At 71.1% G+C, this 16,156-nt stretch carries 16 protein-coding genes and 1 pseudogene; 8 read left to right on the top strand and 9 right to left on the bottom strand.

The genetic code is table 11. From position 1 onward, the window contains the following. Positions 1–74: 74 nt before the first annotated feature. Positions 75–806: a DUF998 domain-containing protein gene (locus tag ACIG87_RS23935; RefSeq protein WP_396853344.1), complete on the bottom strand. Its 732-nt coding sequence runs from the start codon at positions 804–806 to the stop codon at positions 75–77. After that, complete coding sequence (locus ACIG87_RS23930) at positions 799–1,764, bottom strand: glutathione S-transferase family protein (RefSeq protein WP_396853343.1); 966 nt, start codon at positions 1,762–1,764, stop codon at positions 799–801. Before ACIG87_RS23930 ends, ACIG87_RS23935 begins: the two co-directional genes overlap by 8 nt. 109 nt (positions 1,765–1,873) lie before the next feature. Here ACIG87_RS23930 and pcaF point away from each other — a divergent pair, with 109 nt between their 5' ends. The 4 genes from pcaF (at position 1,874) to ACIG87_RS23910 (ending at position 7,010) form a co-directional block, all read left to right on the top strand. Further along, positions 1,874–3,079, top strand: coding sequence for a 3-oxoadipyl-CoA thiolase (gene pcaF, locus ACIG87_RS23925; RefSeq protein WP_396853341.1), 1,206 nt, complete (start codon positions 1,874–1,876; stop codon positions 3,077–3,079). 328 nt (positions 3,080–3,407) lie between these two features. Next, positions 3,408–4,226 carry an SAM-dependent methyltransferase gene (locus ACIG87_RS23920; RefSeq protein WP_396853340.1) on the top strand — a complete coding sequence of 273 codons (819 nt, stop codon included), beginning with the start codon at positions 3,408–3,410 and terminating at the stop codon, positions 4,224–4,226. Between the two features lie 7 nt (positions 4,227–4,233). Then, the gene (locus ACIG87_RS23915; protein WP_396853338.1) at positions 4,234–6,399 is read left to right on the top strand and encodes a putative bifunctional diguanylate cyclase/phosphodiesterase; all 2,166 of its coding nucleotides are present in this window, start codon (positions 4,234–4,236) and stop codon (positions 6,397–6,399) included. Positions 6,400–6,509: 110 nt separating this feature from the next. Next, entirely contained in the window at positions 6,510–7,010 is a 501-nt protein-coding gene (locus ACIG87_RS23910; protein WP_396853336.1) for a DUF456 domain-containing protein, read from the top strand. A gap of 175 nt (positions 7,011–7,185) precedes the next feature. On the opposite strand, the gene ACIG87_RS23905 is transcribed toward ACIG87_RS23910, so the two are convergent. The 6 genes and pseudogenes from ACIG87_RS23905 to ACIG87_RS23880 all read right to left on the bottom strand — a co-directional run bounded on the left by ACIG87_RS23905 (position 7,186) and on the right by ACIG87_RS23880 (position 10,378). Next, positions 7,186–7,350: a hypothetical protein gene (locus tag ACIG87_RS23905; protein ID WP_396853335.1), complete on the bottom strand. Its 165-nt coding sequence runs from the start codon at positions 7,348–7,350 to the stop codon at positions 7,186–7,188. 104 nt (positions 7,351–7,454) lie between these two features. Next, positions 7,455–8,522, bottom strand: a complete 1,068-nt coding sequence (locus tag ACIG87_RS23900; RefSeq protein ID WP_396853334.1) for a hypothetical protein — start codon at positions 8,520–8,522, stop codon at positions 7,455–7,457. 2 nt (positions 8,523–8,524) lie between these two features. Next, a complete protein-coding gene (locus tag ACIG87_RS23895; protein ID WP_396853332.1) occupies positions 8,525–8,854 on the bottom strand; it encodes a PadR family transcriptional regulator in 330 nt (109 codons plus the stop codon). A gap of 83 nt (positions 8,855–8,937) precedes the next feature. Continuing rightward, positions 8,938–9,117 (bottom strand): annotated as a pseudogene (locus ACIG87_RS23890) (IS630 family transposase); the annotation flags it as partial. 302 nt (positions 9,118–9,419) lie between these two features. After that, a complete protein-coding gene (locus ACIG87_RS23885) occupies positions 9,420–9,614 on the bottom strand; it encodes a DUF397 domain-containing protein (protein WP_396853330.1) in 195 nt (64 codons plus the stop codon). Beyond that, the gene (locus ACIG87_RS23880) at positions 9,611–10,378 is read right to left on the bottom strand and encodes a DUF5753 domain-containing protein (RefSeq protein ID WP_396853328.1); all 768 of its coding nucleotides are present in this window, start codon (positions 10,376–10,378) and stop codon (positions 9,611–9,613) included. The genes ACIG87_RS23885 and ACIG87_RS23880 overlap by 4 nt, the downstream gene beginning before the upstream one ends. A 340-nt stretch (positions 10,379–10,718) precedes the next feature. Between ACIG87_RS23880 and ACIG87_RS23875 the strand changes: the two genes are divergently transcribed. From ACIG87_RS23875 to ACIG87_RS23865, 3 genes are all read left to right on the top strand, one after another. Further along, entirely contained in the window at positions 10,719–10,976 is a 258-nt protein-coding gene (locus tag ACIG87_RS23875; protein WP_396853326.1) for a flavin reductase, read from the top strand. Between the two features lie 194 nt (positions 10,977–11,170). Continuing rightward, a complete protein-coding gene (locus ACIG87_RS23870) occupies positions 11,171–11,371 on the top strand; it encodes a hypothetical protein (protein ID WP_396853325.1) in 201 nt (66 codons plus the stop codon). A 420-nt stretch (positions 11,372–11,791) separates the two neighbouring features. Further along, complete coding sequence (locus ACIG87_RS23865; RefSeq protein WP_396853323.1) at positions 11,792–13,387, top strand: amino acid permease; 1,596 nt, start codon at positions 11,792–11,794, stop codon at positions 13,385–13,387. Between the two features lie 125 nt (positions 13,388–13,512). On the opposite strand, the gene ACIG87_RS23860 is transcribed toward ACIG87_RS23865, so the two are convergent. After that, on the bottom strand, positions 13,513–14,046 hold the full coding sequence (locus tag ACIG87_RS23860) for a hypothetical protein (protein WP_396853322.1): 534 nt from the start codon (positions 14,044–14,046) through the stop codon (positions 13,513–13,515). 675 nt (positions 14,047–14,721) lie between these two features. Between ACIG87_RS23860 and ACIG87_RS23855 the strand changes: the two genes are divergently transcribed. Next, on the top strand, positions 14,722–16,086 hold the full coding sequence (locus tag ACIG87_RS23855) for a glutamine synthetase family protein (RefSeq protein ID WP_396853321.1): 1,365 nt from the start codon (positions 14,722–14,724) through the stop codon (positions 16,084–16,086). Positions 16,087–16,156 lie beyond the last annotated feature (70 nt).

Here is a 16,156-nt window from a genome sequence, read left to right as displayed (position 1 = left end):
CGCCTGCCGACGCTACTCCCGCCGGATCGGCAGATGGAAGGAGCGGTAGGCGTGAGGCTCCTTACATCAGCCGTTCACGACCGGGCGACCCGTTCGTCACTTCCGGCAGAACCGCCACCGCCACCGCCACGGCCACCGCCACGGCCACCGCCACCGGTGGTGGCGGCGGTGCAGGTGGGGTGGGTGGGCCGCCGGGCCGCCAGCAGCGTCGCGGTGGCCAGGCCCCAGCCGGTGCAGGCCAGCAACACCAGCCGTTCCAGCCCGCCCACCAGGCCACCCCGCCCCACCGTCAGCAGACCCAGGGCGATCACCACGGCCAGCGGCAACGCCACCGCCGCACCCATCCGGGCCACCCACCGCAGGGCCGGCGTCGCGGGCGCGGTGAACCCGATCGCCAGCATCGCGAGCACGGTCACCCCGACCGCCGCGATGCTCGCCCCGCCGTGCACCAGGTCCGCCACCGTCGTCGCCTCGAACGGCGGCAGCGGGCAGCCGGCGCTGCACGTCACCGCGCCCGAGAGCACCGTGCAGACCGCGCCGGCCGCCAGCAGCCAGGCCGCGACGCGCAGCGCCGCCGGCAGCGCCGCGGCCAGCAACAGCAGCGCCGCCGCCAGGGCGAAGACCCCTATCCGGTACGTCGGCGCGTACGCGCTGTCGACGATGCCGGCCTCACTGACGTACCCGGTCGGACCCGGACCCGGACCGGCGACCACGGCGACCGTCACCGCGACGGCGCCGGCCAGCACGCAGCCGGCGGCGGCCGACGCGGCGGCGGCGCGGAGCGGGCCGACGACCTGGTCAGCCACGGCCGTGCGGCGCGGTCCAACCGGAGAGGTCGGGGCCCAGCGGCACCAGACCGGTCGGGTTGATCTCGCGGTGGGTGGCGTAGTAGTGCCGCTTGATGTGGTCGAAGTCCACCGTCCCGCCGAAGCCCGGGGTCTGGAACAGGTCCCGGGCGTACGCCCACAGCACCGGCATCTCGGTCAGCTTCTGCCGGTTGCACTTGAAGTGCCCGTGGTACGCCACGTCGAAGCGGACCAGCGTGGTGAACAGCCGCACGTCCGCCTCGGTGATCGTGTCACCCATCAGGTAGCGCTGCCCGGACAGCCGTCGCGACAACGCGTCCAGCCGGTCGAACAGCGCCGTGTAAGCCTCGTCGTACGCCTGCTGGGAGGTGGCGAAGCCGCACCGGTACACGCCGTTGTTGACGTCGGCGTGGATCTCGGCCATCAGCGCGTCCAGTTCCGGCCGCAGCCGCACCGGGTAGAGGTCGGGCGCGTCCGGGGCGTGCAAGCGTCGCCACTCGGTCGACAGGTCGAGGGTGAGCTGCGGATAGTCGTTGGTGACCACCCGACCGGTGACGGTGTCCACCAGCGCCGGCACGGTCACCCGGCCGGTGTAGTCCGGATCGGTGGCCAGGTACGCCTCGGAGAGGAAGCCGATGCCCAAGGCCGGGTCGAAACCGTCCGGGTCGAGGGTGAACCGCCAGCCCCGCTCGTCGCGGATCGGGTCGACCGTGCCCAGCGAGATCACCTCGTCCAGGCCGAGCAGACCGCGCACGATCCGGGCCCGGTGTGCCCACGGGCAGGCCCGGCACCAGATCAACCGGTAGCGCCCGGCCTCCAGCGGCCAGCGACCCTGATCGTCCGGGCCGCCGCCCTCGGGGGAGGTGGAGTGCGGGGTGACCCGGCCGGTGAACCGGTTGGGCTGGCGGACGAACTCCCCGCCGCCGGAGGTCTCTGCGCTGAACTGGGCCCGGACCATACCGTCAACCTATCCGGCACGGGCGCGGATATCCTGACGCCGGCGTCCCCCGTGACCCGGATGACGCCGGCACCGCCAGCCCCTTCCACCCCCCGAAGGACGTGCGTCGATGACCGTGGCATACCTCGTGGCCGGAGTCCGTACCCCGATCGGCCGGTACGCCGGCGCCCTCGCCGGGGTCCGCCCGGACGACCTGGCCGCCCATGTGCTGCGTGAACTCGTCGCCCGGCACCCGACGGTGGACTGGGCCCGGGTCGACGACGTGGTGCTCGGCTGCGCCAACCAGGCCGGTGAGGACAACCGCAACGTGGCCCGGATGGCGGCGCTGCTGGCCGGCCTGCCGCAGGAGGTCCCCGGCAGCACCGTCAACCGGCTCTGCGGCTCCGGCCTGGACGCGCTGGCCACCGCCGCCCGTGCCGTGGTGGCCGGGGAGGCCGACCTGGTGCTCGCCGGTGGGGTGGAGAGCATGAGCCGGGCCCCCTTCGTCATGCCGAAGGCCGCCACCCCGTACTCCCGCGCCGCCGAGGTGTACGACACCACCCTCGGCTGGCGGCTGGTCAACCCTCTGATGGAGGCGGGCTGGGGCATCGACTCGATGCCGGAGACCGCCGAGAACGTGGCCGCCGAGTTCGGCGTGGACCGGAGGGCGCAGGACGAGTTCGCCCTGCGCTCCCAGCAGCGGGCCGCCAAGGCGCAGGCCGACGGCCGGTTCGCCGAGGAGATCGTGCCGGTGACCGTGCCGGCCGGCCGCCGGGAGACGAAGCTGGTCGAGGCCGACGAGCATCCCCGGGAGACCTCGCTGGAGAAGCTGGCCGCGCTGCCCACCCCGTTCCGGGCCGGCGGCACGGTCACCGCCGGCAACTCCTCCGGCGTCAACGACGGCGCGGTCGCCCTGCTGGTCGCCTCCGCAGCGGCGGTCGCCCGGTACGGCCTCACCCCGCTCGCCCGGATCAGCGGCGCGGCGGCGGCCGGCGTACCACCCCGGATCATGGGGATCGGGCCGGTGCCGGCCACCCGCCGGCTGCTGGACCGGCTCGGCGTCGGCCTGGCCGACGTCGACGTGATCGAGCTGAACGAGGCGTTCGCCGCGCAGGGTGTCGCGGTGCTCCGCGAGCTGGGCCTGCCGGAGGACGCCGAGCACGTCAACCCCAACGGCGGGGCGATCGCCCTGGGGCACCCGCTGGGGGCCAGCGGGGCCCGGCTGGCGTTGACTGCGGCCCTGGAGTTGCGCCGCCGGGGCGGCCGGCGGGCCCTGGCCACCATGTGCGTCGGTGTGGGGCAGGGCATCTCGCTGATGCTGGAATCGGCCGACTGAACCGCCCCTCGACCGCGAGCCCCGACCCTCGACTACCGACCGCCTATCCCGACCCCCGCCCCGGCCCCCGGCCGCCGCGCGCCTGTCGGCGGTGGCACCTGGTGTCCGGGTGGTGGCCCTGCGTGGACCGCAGGTCGGCCGGGGTCGCCCGACCGTCGGTACGGCCGCAGATCGGGGTCGGCTGATCTCCCCGTACCTGGACGGGCGGGCCTAGAGTGGTCAGCACCACACGATCCGCGGGTCGGCCGGTGCGGCTCCGCGTGCCCGCGCACGCCCGCCGACACCGGTGCCCTCCCGCACCGCGGCGACGAACTGGGGGCCAGGCAGGATGCAGACGCCGGACGGACTTCCCGCCGAGATCGACCTGAGTCGGCCCAGCGCCGCCCGGGTCTACGACTACTTCCTCGGCGGCGCGCACAACTTCGAGATCGACCGGCGGCTCGCCGAGCAGATCGCCAGCATGACCCCGAACCTCGCCGCCACCATGCGATCCGGCCGGGAGTTCCTGCGTCGCGCGGTCCGGGTGCTGCTCGACGCCGGTGTCGACCAGTTCCTCGACATCGGCTCGGGCATCCCCACCGTCGGCAACGTCCACGAGGTCGCCCAGGCCGCCAACCCGCGGGCCCGGATCGTGTACGTCGACATCGACCCGGTCGCCGTGGCGCACAGCCGGGAACTGCTCGCCGGCAACGACGGGGCCGTCGCCGTCCACGCCGACCTGCGCGAGCCGAAGCTGATCCTGGACGAGGCCCGGTCCAGCGGTCTGATCGACTTCGACCGCCCGGTCGGCATCCTGCTCGCCGGCGTCGTGCACTTCGTCCCCGACGCCGACCGGCCGGCCGACATCCTGGCCACCCTGCGGGCCGCCGCCGTGCCCGGCAGCTTCCTGGTGCTCTCCCACTCGACCTTCGAGGACCAGCCACAGGAGATGCTGGACGCGCAGCGCCTCTCGGCGCGTACCGACACCGAGATCACCCTCCGGTCCCGCGCCGAGGTCACCGGCTACTTCGGCGACTGGACGGTGCTGGAGCCCGGTGTGGTGCACATGCCGTTGTGGCGGCCCGACTCCCCGTCCGACGTGGACGAGCATCCCGAGCGGTTCGGGGCGTTCGGCGGCGTCGCCCGGTACGACCGTCCCGCCGGCTGAGCCCGACATGTCGGCCGTTCCGGCTTCCGGCGGCACCGACGCGGGCCGCCCGGGGGCCCAGGGCTACGCCGCCGACTGGGCCCGAGCGGTCCGCCGGCTCGGGTTCGTGCCGATGAGCGCGGACGAGACCGAACGGCTGCTGCTCGTGCACACCGTACGGCTGGCGCAGGCCCTGCTCGCCGACGACTTCTCCACCGCCCCGGCGGAGGAGGTCGGTCGGGCACTGGTGGAGGCCCATCTGACCGAACCGAGAATCCTGGACTGGTCGGTACGGGCGCTCGGCGAGCAGTTGCCGCAGCGGGTCCTGCCCCCGGTCGGCCAGCCGCCCGACCTGGCCGCCCGGGTGGCCGGGTTGCAGGGCGGGCTGGCTGCCGGGTTCGGCCGCGCCCTGCGGGACCGTACCTTCAGCCAGCAGGAGCGGATCGCCAGGTCCGCCTGGCAGGCCCGGGACGCGGTGGAGCGGGCGCTGCGGGACAGCGAGGCGCGGTTCCGGGCGGTCTTCACCGGCGCGGCGATCGGCATCGGCATCGCGGGTATCGACGGTCAGATCATCGACGTCAACCAGTCCTTCGCCGACATGCTCGGGTACACCCCCGAGGAGCTGCGGCAGACCAACGTCGCGTCGCTCTTCCACGCCGAGGACGTGGCCGGCATGTGGGAGCTGTACCAGGAGCTGATCGAGGGCAAGCACGACAGCGTCCGGGTGGAGAAGCGCTACTACCGCAAGGACGGCAGCGTCGTCTGGACCGACCTGGCCGTCTCGCTGATCCGGCACGACGACGGCCGGCCCCGGTTCACGGTCGCGATGATCGAGGACATCACCCAGCGGTACGAACTCCAGCAGCGGCTGCGCTTCCAGGCGTTGCACGACCCGCTCACCGGCCTGCCCAACCGGACGCTGTTCTTCGAGACCCTCGGTCAGCTCTTCGCCGACGCCGAGCCGGAGCAGCGGATCGGCATCTGCTTCCTCGACCTGGACGGCTTCAAGGCGGTCAACGACAGCCTCGGCCACGACCTCGGCGACCGGCTGCTGGTCACCATCGCCCGACGGCTCTCCGACTGTGTCAACGGTCAGGGGCACCTGGTGGCCCGGATGGGCGGTGACGAGTTCGTCATCCTGGTCAACGGCGGCGAGGGGATCGACGACGCGGTCGGCGTCGCCGAACTGGCCCTCGCCGCGGTGGCCGCGCCGGTGCTCGTCGGCGACCACCAGCTCGCCGTCTCCGCCAGCGTCGGGGTGGTCGAGTGCCCGGCCAGCGAGACCAGCGTCTCCGAGCTGATGAAGGCCGCCGACACCACGCTGTACTGGGCGAAGGCGGAGGGCCGGGGCCGGTGGGCGGTGTACGACCCGGAGCGCAGCGCCGCCGACATCGCCCGGTCCGCGCTCGCCGCCGGTCTGCCGGCGGCCCTGGACCGGGACGAGTTCGTGGTCCACTACCAACCGATCGTCTCCCTGCTGGACGGCTCGATGCTCGCGGTGGAGGCCCTGGTCCGCTGGCGTCACCCGGAGCTGGGCCTGGTCGGCCCGGACCGGTTCATCGGGCTGGCCGAGGAGACCGGGTTGATCGTCCGGCTGGGCGAATGGGTGCTCCGGCAGGCGTGCCGCGACGCCCGCGCCTGGCACCGCGAGTTCCCGGAGGCGAAGCTGGTGGTCAGCGTCAACCTGGCCGCCCGGCAGGCCGACGACCCGGACATCGTGGACACCGTGGCCAGCGCGCTGAGCCGGACGGGCCTGCCGGCGGAGCTGTTGCAGCTGGAGCTGACCGAGAGCGCCGTGATGGGCACCGCCGGGGAGCCGTTGCGGTCGTTGTACCGGTTGGCCGAGCTCGGCGTACGGCTGGCCATCGACGACTTCGGCACCGGGTACTCCAACCTGGTGTACCTGCGGCGGCTGCCGATCCACTGTCTGAAGCTGGCCGGCCCGTTCGTGGAGGGCATCCGTGGTGACGGTGGCGACTCCCCGCCCGACCACCGCGACGAACGGATCGTGGACGCCCTGGTCCGGTTGGCGCACGCATTGGAGCTGTGGGTGACCGCCGAGGCGGTGGAGACCGAGGAGCAGGCCGAACGGTTGCGGGCGCTGCGCTGCGACACCGGGCAGGGCCGCTGGTTCGGCGCGCCCGCCCCGGCGGACCAGATCACCGCCCGGCTGCGCGGCGAGCCGCTGGGGTGACCTGGCCGGGCCACGTCGGTCGGGTGTGCTGGTCGGTCGGTGCGGGTGCCAGCGGGCTGGCATGGTGACGGTGTGACCGGGGTCCGACCCGGCGGGGGAGAGGTGGCGGGGTGAGCCTGACCGACGGCGGGGCGGCGGTCTCGGTGGTCGCGGCGATCGCGATCGTCGCGGGGCTGGCCGGGGTGGTGGTGCCCGGCCTGCCGGCGCTGCCGCTGTGCTGGGGCGGGGTGCTGGTCTGGGCGGTCTTCGGCGGTGCCGGGCCGGGCCGCTGGGCGGTGCTCGGCGTGGCCACCGTGGTCGCCGCCGGCGGTACGGTGATCAAGTACGCCTGGCCGGGGCGCAACCTCAAGCGCACCGGCGTGCCCACGTCGTCGCTGCTCGTCGGGGGTCTGCTCGGGCTGGTCGGGTTCTTCGTCATCCCGGTGATCGGCCTGGTGATCGGCTTCGTCGGCGGGGTGTGGGGGGCCGAACGGCTGCGGCTGGGCAGCAACCAGCTCGCCTGGCCGGCGACCGTGCAGGCGTTGAAGGCGGCCGGCCTGTCGATGATGGTGGAGTTCCTGGCCGGCCTGGTCATCGCCGCCATCTGGGTGGCCGGCCTCCTGCTCACCTGAAGCGGGCGGTCCGCAGCACGTCGATGCAGGTCGGTCCGCCGGTGTGCTCTTCGTCGACGACTTCCACCACGAGCGACAGGCGGTGTGGTCCATCGGTCACGCCCCAGTGCAGCAGGGCGAGTCCGGCGGTCCGGCCGAGGATGGCCGGCGGGACCAGCAGGGGGGCCGGTGACCGTCATGGGGGCCACCCTAGCCACCTGCTGGTGCCCGGGTGGTCACATTGAGCAGCGCGGGACTGGGTGTAGGGGCCGATGTAGATGTTGCGGGCGTACCCGTCGGCGACGTTGCGGTACTTGCGGCGGTTGGTGTTGTCGCAGCCCAGGCCACCGGAGGCGGACACGACCCGCGGAGAAGCGAGTGGTGTGACGGGTTGAGTTGGCTCCAGCTGGGCGATTCCTGGGCCCGGACTATGTCGCTCTGCATGCCTGCCAGGCTTGCCACCGGTCAGGCGTGCGGGAGGTTCACCGCGTGGTGGCGGACATCTCCACCATGCCCGACCGACCCGCCAGGCGGTAGCTCAGGATGGACAGGGAGGTCGCCCCCGCGAGGGCGGTGGGCTATCGCGGCGGCGAGAGCAGTGATCGCCAGTCCGATCAGGAGCGTTCGCAGGCCGGGGACGACGGTGTCCGGGAACGTGGCCGGATCGCGCAACGGCCAGGGCATCCAGGCGAGCGCGTCGTGCACTGGTGCGTCGACGCCTGCGCCGATGTCCCTACGCAGGAAGCCGTTGTCCTTGCGTAGAAAGAGGAGCAGCCCTTGATAGAGCCTCCCGGTCGGCGCGGCGAGGATCGCCACGCCGACGGCACCAACGACCACGGCCGGCACGCGATGGCGGGAAGCCGTCAGCCGGTGTGCCATCGCGGCACCCACCAGCCAGCCGGCGAGCAGCCCGACCAAAAGGCCACCGAAGACCAGGGGCAGGTAGGTGGCCGGGCGTACCGGATAGCCCAGGACCTCGATGGGACGGTTGGGGTCGGCGTACCCGGTGACCGAGACTCGCAGACCATGGGACCGCGCCGAGAAGCTCCATTGGTCGAGGCTGCGGTAGCGCTCGACGGCGGTGACGTCCCAGCCTGTCGCGGCCAGCCGGTCGTGGACGGCGTGCACCTGCTGTTCAAGCGTGCTGGAAGTGGTGGCTGCGCCGAGGTTCTGGGTGATCTCTAGGTAGAAGCGGTCGCGATGGAGCCGGTCGGGCTGGGCCTGCGGACCCAGGATCTGTGCGGCCAGCGGGGCTGTCGCCGGCATCGACGGGTACGTCTGCTCGCCGGCCAGCGAGCCGGCGGCGAGGCCGATCGCCCCGCCGACCAGTACGGCTGCCGCCATGGTGAGTACATCCAGTGGCCGTCGGGCCGGCAGCCGGAACCGCTCACGTACGCCGTCGGCGATCAACCGCAGGCGATCGGTGTGGGACGGGCGGCCGTCGGTCATCTCGGCCAGGGTGGTGATCAGTTCGGCCCCGTGGCGACGGCGGATGCGGGCCGGGAACGCGGCCAGGAGCACACGATGTGGCACCGTCACGCGGCACCACCCGAGAACTGCGGCCGGCGTCGCAGTTGCGCCTCTGCCGCGGCGCCCCGCTTGCGCAGCCTTTCGGCCTGCTCGGCGAGGGCGTCCACTCCAGAGTGACTGAGCTGGTAGTAGCGGCGCAGCCGCCCGTCGACGATCTCTTCGCGTTCGACGGCGATCAGTCCCTGGCTGGCGAGACGGTCGAGTGCGCCGTAGAGCGTGCCTGGCCGCAGCTTCACTTCGCCTTCGGAGAGAGCCTCGACCGACTGGATGATCCCGTATCCGTGCCGCGGCTGCGCTGCGAGCGCGGTGAGGATGAGGAAGGTGGCTTCTTGCATGACGGGCATAGTAAGTCGAGCGATGTATAACGTCAAACATGGCATCGTCCCGCCAGCGCAGATACTCCTGCAGATCACGAGCCGGTGTCCTCGTGCGCGGCGACCAGGCGAGCGATCGCCGGCACCGGCGTCCCGGACGCCGACGCCATGATGATCAACGCCCGACGCACCCGCACCGACTCGTGTCTTCCTCGGCGGACGAGTTGTTGCAGCTTGCGACCCTCGTCCTGCGTCAACCGCCGCGCCCGTACCGGCTCGGCCACAACCCGCCACCCCCGTTCAGCGGCCAACATGGCACCGTCGAGCGTGAGCCGTCACCGGCGACTAGGCGGGGACACCGGGTAGCAGGCGCTGACGTGGCCTGGTGCCGGGGCGGACTCGACGTGCCAGGTGCCCGTCGCGTCAACGGTGAGGCGCAGGCTGGCGGCAGGGGCCTCTGCACTGGTGGTGGCGGTGACGGTGGCGGAGGTCTGTGGGGTGGCCGTGTGGGCCGGAGCGGCGACGAGCAGGGCGGCGGCGGGGCCCTTCAGCAGCGCGCTGAGGGCCCAGTCGTGGTGTGAGGAGGTCAGGCAACCGGGCCGATCTGCTTGGCCAGGTCGACGAACGACTGCCAGGTGCCCGGCGCGAAGGTGAGGGTGCCGCCGTCACGGTCCTTGGTGTCGCGGACGAGGACGACGCCGGGCAGGTTGTCGGCGACCTCCACGCAGTCACCGCCGTTGTTGCCGCTCTTGGTGCTCTTGCGCCACTGCGCGCCGGTCATGTCCATGACGTTGCCGCTTCTCTGATGAGTTCCAGGGACTGCGCTCGTGACAGGGCCTCACCGCGAACACATTCCCATCGTCGGTCAAGGGTAGCAATGTCCTCTGTCTGCTGAAGGATCTGCGCCGGGGCCTGGCTATCGACGTGTGCGAGTCGTCCGCCGTCCGGCATCTCAGCGATGATGAAGGGTCCGCCGAGGCCGGGGTAGATCCCGGCGGAGGAGGGCACCACGTAGAGCTGAATCGATGGCATCGCTGCGCACTTGGCAAGGTGGTTGAGCTGTTCCGCCATCATGGCGCGGTCATTGGCAGCGGTGCGGCGTAGCGCGGACTCGTCCACAACCGCGATAAGCAGGGGTGCGCGTTCACGGGTCAGGATCGCTTGCCGGGCGATGCGAGCGGATACCAGCTCGTCAACCTCGGAGGGTGTCAGGGCTTCCCATGCGAGCGTGGCTCGCGCGTACGCCTCGGTCTGAAGCAGGCCGGGTACCCAGGCGAGTTGGAACGCCCGCAACGCGACGGCTTCTCGCTCGACGTCGACCCACCGACGGAACCACGCTGGTTCCCGCCGCTTGAGTACGTCCGGCCAAAGGTGTTCCACCTCGCGCCCGAGGATCGATGCGACCTGAGCGCGGTGGCGCGTCTGCGGGATGCGTCCAGGGTTCGCCCACTTGGCCGCTGTCTTCGGGTCGACGCCGATCTGAGCTGCAAGGCTGTCTGCTGTCTGACCCGTTGTCGCCATCGCTTCGACTACCGCGTGGTTCATCCGCTGCCTTCCTGAAACGTCCTGTACGTCTACAGAAGATAGTGCAACGCTGTGTGATCGTTCCGCAACCCACAGCAGGGTAGGTGAAGAGCGGCGCGGTCGGTGGAGGCGAGAGCCCGGCGACCGCGTACGTAGCGGCTCGCTCCACACAAGGGGGTGTGGGGCGAGCTTCGCAGGGGGCCGCTCCCCTTCTCCCCCGGAGGGAGCGGCCCCCTTCCCAGTCACGCGAGGAGGTCGACATGATGAGCCCGGTCACGTGGTCGAGGATCCGGCGGACACCGCCCTACCGGGTGGCCGGCGGCGTCCCTCTGCTCTGGGCTGCCGCCCTGACGGTGCGGTGATGGTGGTGGTCCGCCCGCCCGTCCCGCACGTCGCCATGCGCCCGCTCTGGCGCTGCCGGAACTGTGGCAGGGAGTGGCCCTGCCAGCCGGCCAAGCTCGCGCTCCTCACCGAGTACCGGGAGAACCGGATGTCCCTGCTGATCTACCTCGGCACCCTGATGCACGAGGCGACGAACCAGCTCGCCCAGCTCCACCCGGGCCACCCGCCGACGAAGATGACCGAGCGCTTCCTGTCCTGGGCCAGGGCCCGAGGCTGACCTACCTCCGCCCGGACGAAGAGGGCCTCCGCGTCGCTGGCGGCAACCAGCAGCACGGGGCCTCTTCATCTCCGCAGGTACCGGTACCGTCCCGTCCGGCTGGGGCCGGAGAGGACCGCCGTCCCGTTGCTGGTCCTGGCCCTTGACCTGGCCGCGCAACCTGGAGGGCAGGGATTTCACCTTCGGAGGCGAACATGCGCTGGCTCGTCATCCTCATCGTCGTACTGCTGGCCCTCGTGGCCCTGGCACTGTGGCGCCGCAGCCGGCGGACGGCGATCGACGGGGACCACCAGGTCCGAAACCTGGCGGCGTCGGCGGAGGCCCGCCGCCGTCTGGACGACCACCGGAACCCGACGGACGGCAGCAATCTCCGCAGCTCCGGTGGGAGCTTGTGACTGGACGGTTGACCCTTACCCGACAGCGACGGAAATGACGTCCGTCGGGTGCCTTCGACCTGCGGCGAGGGTGTGTCGTGCGGTGCGCGTGGTCGCCAGGCCGGCCGGCCCGGTGTCGATCGGGGATGGCGGGGCGGGACGCCCGTCGGGTACGGCAGCACGCCGTACGTGAGAGAGAGGTGGGCGTCCCGCGCCGCCGTGGGCCGGGCTCCTGCCGAGCGCCCGGCGTCGGCCCGTCGCGATCGGGCCTGGTCACAGGCACCAGCATGCGGCCCGGTGGGTCTCCCGGGCAACGCCATTTCTGCTTAACGAGTTCGGTACCCGCAACGTATTGACCATGGTGATCGGCGGGACGAGACTCGGGCGCACTCGCACCGGGATCACCCGGGAGTACCGGGTACCCCCTCAGGGAGGTGTGCTGTGGCCACGACGCCCCCGTCGACCGCCGGGCAACCGCCGGACGACGACGCCCGACGACTCGCCGAACTCGGCTACCAGCAGGAGCTGCACCGCAAGTGGAGCGGCTTCTCCAACTTCGCCATCTCGTTCTCGATCATCTCGATCCTGGCCGGCTGTTTCACCACCTTCGGCCAGGCGTGGAACAACGGCGGCCCGGTCGCCATCTCCTGGGGCTGGCCGCTGATCTCGCTGTTCATCCTGATCATCGGCTTCTGCCTGGCCGAGCTGGTCTCGGCGTACCCGACCGCCGGGGGGATCTACTGGTGGGCGGCGAAGATGGGCCGGCCGGTGCACGGCTGGTTCACCGGCTGGCTCAACCTGATCGGCCTGGTCGCGGTCACCGCGTCGGTGGACTACGGCTGCGCCACCTTCCTCAACCTCACCCTGTCGGCGCTCTTCGACGGGTGGGCGGGGACGCTGAGCCAGGCGTTCGTGCTCTTCGTGATCATCCTGGCCCTGCACGGGTTGATCAACATCTTCGGGCACCGGATCATCGACGTACTCCAGAACGTCTCGGTCTGGTGGCACGTGGCCGGCGCCGCCGTCGTGGTGGCCATCCTGCTGCTGGTGCCCGACGAGCACCAGAGCTTCCAGTTCGTCTTCACCGAACGGTTCAACAACTCCGGGTTCGGCGACGGCGACACCGGCGGGTTGACCTTCTGGTTCTACGTGCTGCCGCTGGGCTTCCTGCTCACCCAGTACACGATCACCGGCTTCGACGCCTGCGCGCACGTCTCCGAGGAGACCCGGGGCGCGTCGCAGGCCGCCGCCCAGGGGCTGTGGCGGTCGATCTTCTACTCGGCGGTGGGCGGCTGGATCCTGCTGCTGGCGTTCCTGTTCGCCGCCACCGACGTGGACGCCATCAATGCCGCCGGGGGATTCTCCGGGGCGATCTTCGAGACCGCGTTGACCCCGTTCTTCTTCAAGACGGTCATCATCATCTCCACCATCGGGCAGTTCTTCTGCGGAATGAGCTGCGTGACCTCGATGAGCCGGATGGCGTACGCGTTCAGTCGGGACCGCGCGGTGCCGGGCTGGCGGGCATGGTCGAAGGTCGACCGCAACGGCACCCCGGTCAACGCGATCATCGGGGCGACGTTCGCCGGCCTGGTGCTCACCCTGCCGGCGCTCTACCAGAACGACGGTGTCCCGGTCGCCTTCTACGCGGTGGTGTCGGTGGCGGTGATCGGGCTCTACCTGTCCTTCGTCATCCCGATCGCGCTGCGGCTGCGGATGGGGGACCGGTTCCAGCCGGGGCCGTGGACGCTCGGGCGCAAGTACAAGGTGTTCGGCTGGATCGCGGTGGTCGAGATCGCGATCATCGCGGTCTACTTCGTGCTGCCGATCGTGCCGGCCGGGGTGCCCGGCAATGCCGGGTTCAGCTGGTCGGCGGTGAACTACGCGCCGCTCGCCGTCGGCGGGGTGCTGCTCGGGGTGGGTATCTGGTGGTACGCCTCGGCCCGGAAGTGGTTCACCGGCCCGCGCCGTACCGTGGACGTACCGGAGCAGGTGCCGCGCGAGGCGGCGGACGACGCGCGGGCCGACGGACCGGCCTGACCCCGGACGTCCGGGGTCGCGCAGGCTACCGGGCAACCCCTGGTGGGGACCTCCGGGAGGAGGGCACTCGGCCAGGGCTGCCCAGTAGCCGGGCGGTGGTTCCGCCGGTGTGGGTCAGGGCACTGTCAGAGGTAGACGCTGTTGCTGAAGGTCAGCGGGATGAAGCTGGTGGAGCCGCCGTAGCTCCAGGTGATGTAGGCGTCCGCGCCCGTCTTGTATTCGCCCGAGGTCCGGGGGTACTCGGTGTCGACGGTCGCGAGGGTGGTGCTGTAAGCCGTACGGGTGTTGTAGGTGATCTGGGTGCCGTAGCGGAACAGGGCGACCTCGACCTGGATCGCGTAGACGGGATAGGTGCACTGCACTGACGCCAGGCCCTCCTCGCCGCCGCCGTACGGGCCGCCGTAGTAGACGAACGGGGTGCTCGGAGTCAGGGTGCAGGTGACGCTGATGGACCCGACGGTTCCCGTCACCGAGGTCGAGGCGAGCGTGCCGTAGGCGTTCGACGATCGGGGTGCGGTCCCCGGAGACAGGGGGGACAGGCGATCCGCCGTCGCGCCGCCGGCCGAGGGCTTCGATTCGGTGGCGTTCGCGGTGCGGGGTGCTGCCTGAGTCGGACTGGCCACGGTGAGCACCGCGGCGGAGACGGCAATCGCCAGCATCGCGGCGAATGCACGGGATTTCCCGCGCAGACTTACTTTCGTCATTGTGTGCCCTTCTGTGTGTCGAGATTGGGCAGTTCGGGCATTCCTGGATCCAGTCGGGTCCGACCAATATCGCCGATCGGCTGCTCTCCGCTGGGGCACAGGCGCATTGCATGCGTATGCGCAGGTGGTCATGCGAAGAGTGGGGGTGCGGATCAATCGGTGGAACTTCCGGCGGCGAACCCTATTGGTCAGATTCTGGCAAGGGGCCTGACTTCCGCGCAAGGCGACTGCGCGATTACTGATCCGCGTCGCGCTTTCTGTCCGAACGGATGATTTGGGTGTCGGATAATATCTGTCCCGTTCTCGGGAAGAATTGCTCGCCGATATTGCGCCTATTGCGAATCCCGCTGGATGCCACGGTGGCGGTCCGGGGGTGCCGGGGCGAAGCCGGGGACCGTGGTCGCCGGGTCCGGGCTGTCGTGGACGCCGACCACGCCGGGTTACGCTGTCGGGCCACCTCCACACACTCGACGTGCCGGGTCAGCCGGGTCGGGCCATGCCGGGTCGGCGGTGGCAGTGGCGGGTCGGCGGTGGCAGGTGGGCGGTGGCGGGTTTGCCGGGACGCCCGAACGGGGCATTGACGATGATCCGCTAGGCCGGTAGACCATTGGTGATGGAGGCGCGTGCCCGATGAAAAAAGCCCCGCTCACCCTGGAACAGCTCCGGGTCGCCGTCGCCGAGGGCGAGATCGACACGGTGGTGCTCGCCCTGACCGACATGCAGGGCCGCCTCCAGGGCAAACGGTTCCACGCCCCGTTCTTCCTCGACCAGGTGGTGGCCAACGGCAGCGAGGGCTGCAACTACCTGCTCGCCGTCGACGTCGACATGAACACCGTCGACGGGTACGCGATGTCGAGCTGGGAACGCGGCTACGGCGACTTCGCCATGCGGCCCGACCTGTCCACCCTGCGCCGGACCCCGTGGCAGCCGGGCAGCGTCATGCTCCTGGCCGACCTCGAGTGGCTGGACGGCTCCGGCCCGGTGGTCGCCTCGCCCCGGCAGATCCTGCGCCGGCAGCTCGACCGGCTGGCCGACCACGGGCTCACCGCGTACGCCGGCACCGAACTGGAGTTCGTCCTCTACCGCGACTCGTACGAGGACGCCTGGCGGCGCGGCTACCGCGACCTCACCCCGGCCAACCAGTACAACGTGGACTACTCGCTGCTCGGCACCGCCCGGGTCGAGCCGCTGCTGCGCCGCATCCGCACCGAGATGGCCGGCGCGGGGCTGACCCCGGAGAGCGCCAAGGGCGAGTGCAACCTCGGCCAGCACGAGATCGCCTTCCGGTACGACGAGGCGGTGACCTGCGCCGACCATCACGTGATCTACAAGAACGGGGCCAAGGAGATCGCTGCCCAGGAGGGCATGGCGATCACCTTCATGGCCAAGCCGAACGCCCGGGAGGGCAACTCCTGCCACATCCACTTCTCGCTGCGGGACGTCGACGGCCGCTCGGCGATGCTCGGTGACGGGCCGGCGCAGCTGAGCGTGACCGGGCAGCGGGTGCTGGCCGGGCTGCTCGCCACGATGCGGGAGATGAGCCTGCTGTTCGCCCCGAACATCAACTCCTACAAGCGCTACCAGCCCGGCTCGTTCGCGCCGACCGCGCTGCGCTGGGGCACCGACAACCGCACCTGCGCGTTGCGGCTGGTCGGCCACGGGCAGGGCATGCGGGTGGAGAACCGGGTGCCCGGCGCGGACGTCAACCCGTACCTGGCGATCGCCGCCCTGGTCGCCGGCGCGGTGCACGGCATCGAGCAGGAACTCGACCTGCCCGACGAGTGCACCGGCAACGCCTACGACGACCCCCACGCCGACCGCGTCCCCACCACCCTCCAGGACGCCCTCACCCTCTGGCACACCAGCGAGATCGCCCAGACAGCCTTCACCCCCGAAGTCCACGCCCACTACGCCAACATGGCGAAGATCGAACTGGCGGCCTTCCACGCCGCCGTAACCGACTGGGAACTGACCCGTGGCTTCGAACGCCTCTGACCCCACCCCACCCCGCGCCGATCATGGAGTGGTGGTGGGCGGGATGTGGCTGTTCGCGCGTTATGAGGGG

This window comes from Micromonospora sp. NPDC051925 (assembly GCF_044548625.1).
In the GTDB taxonomy this organism is placed as follows: Bacteria; Actinomycetota; Actinomycetes; order Mycobacteriales; family Micromonosporaceae; genus Micromonospora.
This window is presented reverse-complemented; position numbering and strand designations above follow the sequence as displayed.